We start from the raw sequence: 3555 nt of genomic DNA, 5'->3' as shown, positions 1-3555 counted from the left end.
CCCGTAAACGGCGCAACAGCTCAGCGTAAAAGATAAAAGAGTGGGTCAATTGGAGTGACGGCATAGTGCTTTTACAGGGAGGAACTATGAAAAGGAAGAGCATCATCGTTGCGGTTGTCGTTGTAGTGGTCATCGTCGCTGCCCTCATCGGCGGCTTCCTGGTCTATGCCCAACACTTTGCCAGCAGCGTCAATCAGCCGCATCAGGCGGCAGGCCCGATCAGTGTTACCGGGACGCCGACCACGATTGCGGGATTACGCACTTTCCAGATTGTGCCAGACCAGACCACAGTCAGCTATAGCGTCTACGAAAACCTTATCATTGAGAATAAGCCGCATAACAAGGTCGTTGGTACGACCCATGCGGTTCAGGGCAGCTTTGGAGTGCGTACTGATCCCTCGCCTCTGATCGCCAACATGAAGATCACCGTTGATCTACGCACTTTGCAGACCGATTCGCCGCGACGCGACAACTATGTGCAGCGCAATGCTCTCCAGACCGATCAATATCCCTACGCGACCTTTGTCTCCGTACTCACCGAAGGGTTGCCTGCCAGCTACAGCGATGGGCAGAACGTCCATTTCAAGCTGATCGGCAACTTGACCATGCATGGCAAGACCAACCGTGCTGAATTCGATGTTCAGGGGAAGCTCAGTGGCGATACCATCACTGGCACAGCGACCACGACGATCTATATGACCGACTTCGACATTCAGCCGCCGAATCTCGCCAACATTGCCATTTCTGAGAATCAGGTGACGCTCAGTGTCACCTTCACTGCTCGCGCGACCGGAAGCTGAGCGGCTGCCGACTCCTCGCAGACAACGACGAGGCGGCCACTAGGATGGAGGCTCCCTCAGGGCCTCTCTCAATGACAAGAGGCCATAGACGAGCCTGGCGAGTCTTCGCCGGCCCGTCTATGGCCTCGCCATTTCATGGAGGGAAGCAAGCCGTAGCCTGCACAGGTGGTAGAAGAGGAGTGGGCTTCTCCCTGAGCGAGGGAGCGGCCGCTTAACGTACTCTACCGTAACCCTCGCCTGAGACGGCCTGGCGACCAATTGGCAGGAAGCCAACCAGGGCAGCAGCGGCGCCGACAATCAGATGCAGCAGATTATCGGCCAGGTTAATGTGAACAAGGCCGAGCAGCATCCCGTCGGGAGCCAGGCCTGGAATGAATCCCAGAATCCCTACCAGCAGGTAAACAATCCCTAGGGCCTGAGCATACAGGCGGGACCATCCCGTGAAGGCCGCTGCGATGCCGAGAACCCCCACCAGCAGATGAATCAGATTGTGCTCGATGTTGACAGCGAAGATGCCTAAGAGGGCCCCATCGGTCGGATTGAGGATAAAGCCCAGAATACCCACGAGCAAGAAAACGATTCCCACCACGAGAGCAAAACTACGAGCAAGGTCAAACTGTCTCATAAGGCCAAACCTCCTTTCTGCAAAGGGGGTACGTGATTGTGGGCTTGGCGGATTACTCCATACCTTCTTGCCTGGCCTGGCCGGCCACGATGCGACTGAGTGACTTCCAACTGCCCTTTGGCTTGCTGCCGCGGTCGGCAAGCCAGAGATCCAAAGGGCCATCTTTTGCGTATCCATCCCTAGAGAGAGCCTGTGATAGCAAGCGTGAGCGTGGCTGGTGACGCGGCTTCACTTGGTGTCAGGCCTATAATGGCCACTGTAGTGGCCTCTGTCTGGATCTTTTTGCTTGCGACGAGGACCGTGGAGTGCAATGAGTGCATCGGGGAAGAAGGAGGGGCAAGGCTCGGGGGGAAAAGCTTCCAGCTCTGGACACAGGGCGGCGCCCCCGCACATCCCTATTGAAGAGTTGAGCGACGAAACGCTCGTGCGGGCGATTTCGCTCGGTGTTGTCTGGGCGCTGGAAATGCTCTATGAGCGTTACCATCGCCTGCTCTATTCTGTAACCTATCGCATGGTCAAGGATCATCAGATTGCCGAGGACTTGTTGCAAGAGGCCTTTCTCGCTGTCTGGCAAAACGCCGGCAGCTATTCCTCGCGCATGGGCTCGGTCCAGAACTGGCTGATCTCGATCATGCGCCATCGGGCAATCGATTACCTGCGTCGCCTGCGCACTCATGCCGAGCTGCGCGGGATGCCTCTAGAAGACGCTGCCACCAGCGAAGAGATGGTATCTGCCGATGCCTGGGATGCGGTCTGGCGCTCTGTCCAGGGAGCACAGTTACGCAGAGCGCTGATGTTGCTCTCCAGCGAGCAGCGCTTGGTCATCGAGCTAGCCTATTTCCAGGGCTGGACCCACTCCGAGATTGCCCGCGCCTATGGCCTTCCCTTGGGAACTGTCAAAGCCCGGATGCGCCTGGGTCTGATGCGTCTGCGCAGCATCCTCGAACGACTCGGTAGCGTCGAAAGCTAAGGCGCTGCCCCCAGGATGGAGCTTGTCAGATCTCATCTGCTCGATGGCCTGACTGATGGGCGCAGTTCGACGGCGGGCACTCGCTCTACTCAGTGCTTAGCTGCTGGTAGACCAACGCTGTCTGCTGCTTTCCTGCCTGTCTTGATGAGGAAGGAGAGAGCAAGGCGATCATCCAGTGTCGGATCTTTATCATGTAGAAAAAGCAAAAAAGGTAGAGCGTACAGGAGCCAGCTCGCCCCGGCTTGGCACGCTGACAGGGAGCGTTACAATAAATGAAGCGGGTCGCCCTGGGAAGAGAGAGCAATGGAGACGGAGCCCCTTATGAATTGCCAGGAATTCGAAGAGCTTTCCGGTGCCTATGCCCTTGATGCATTAACAGAAGAGGAACGACGTGCCGCCGATGAGCATCTTGCTCAGTGCCCGAAATGTGCCCGGGCAGTGCAGCAGCTACGTAGCGTCGTCGAATTGTTCCCTCTTACCGTTCCCCCGGTTGAACCCTCACCACGTGTGAAGGAACGGATTCTCGCGCGCATTGAGGAGCAAACCCAACAGCTGCGCTCAAGTCAGCTACAGACAGCCCTGCCTTCCAAGCCAACGGATCGCTCTCAACGGGCCATCAGTTGGCGCTGGCGCTGGGCTGCTTTGGCCACGGCTGCCATCTTGCTGTTTGCCCTCCTGGGCGCGAGTGTTGCCTGGAATGTCTCTCTGCAGCAGCAGCTTAGCCATCTACAGCAACAGGTTGCCCAGCTAAGCAGCCCGGAGGCTCCTATTGTCTCCTCGCTCTATGGCACTGCTCTGGCCAGCTCGGCCCACGGCGAGATCATGTACTTTCCTCGTCAACAAGTTACTGTGGTCGTCGTCTATGGTCTCCCTCGCTTAGAGGGTACCCATGTTTATCAGGGCTGGCTCCTGCGTCACCAGCAACCGACAAGTATTGGTTTACTGACGCTTGAAAATGGCGTGGCCACCCTCAACTTTCAAGGCTCCCTGGCTGGCTACGATAGCCTTGCCATCAGTCTCGAAAACGGCCCTCAACCCAGCCTGGACGCTCCCAAAGGTCCGATCGTTGCCCTGGGTACGCTGACCAGTTCTCGGACAAGTTATCATAACTAGTGGAATATCCTCTCTTCAGAGGATAATCCATATATTCATGATAATAG

4 protein-coding genes are annotated in these 3555 nt (G+C 56.8%); 3 read left to right on the top strand and 1 reads right to left on the bottom strand.

All coding sequences use genetic code 11. The features are described 5' to 3' along the window. Window positions 1-86 precede the first annotated feature (86 nt). Entirely contained in the window at window positions 87-800 is a 714-nt protein-coding gene (locus IRZ24_RS18200; RefSeq protein WP_297167453.1) for a YceI family protein, read from the top strand. Between the two features lie 211 nt (window positions 801-1011). Here IRZ24_RS18200 and IRZ24_RS18195 read toward each other — a convergent pair whose 3' ends face one another. Next, complete coding sequence (locus IRZ24_RS18195) at window positions 1012-1425, bottom strand: DUF4383 domain-containing protein (protein WP_297167450.1); 414 nt, start codon at window positions 1423-1425, stop codon at window positions 1012-1014. Window positions 1426-1735: 310 nt separating this feature from the next. Here IRZ24_RS18195 and IRZ24_RS18190 point away from each other — a divergent pair, with 310 nt between their 5' ends. Together IRZ24_RS18190 and IRZ24_RS18185 are read left to right on the top strand one after the other, a co-directional pair. Next, window positions 1736-2395 (top strand): sigma-70 family RNA polymerase sigma factor, encoded by a 660-nt coding sequence (locus IRZ24_RS18190; protein ID WP_297167446.1) that lies wholly within the window; start codon window positions 1736-1738, stop codon window positions 2393-2395. Between the two features lie 321 nt (window positions 2396-2716). Continuing rightward, window positions 2717-3508, top strand: coding sequence for an anti-sigma factor (locus tag IRZ24_RS18185; protein WP_297167443.1), 792 nt, complete (start codon window positions 2717-2719; stop codon window positions 3506-3508). The last annotated feature ends 47 nt before the right edge of the window (window positions 3509-3555 follow it).

It is taken from the genome of Thermogemmatispora sp. (assembly GCF_019683755.1).
Taxonomy (GTDB): Bacteria; Chloroflexota; Ktedonobacteria; order Ktedonobacterales; family Ktedonobacteraceae; genus Thermogemmatispora.
This window is presented reverse-complemented; position numbering and strand designations above follow the sequence as displayed.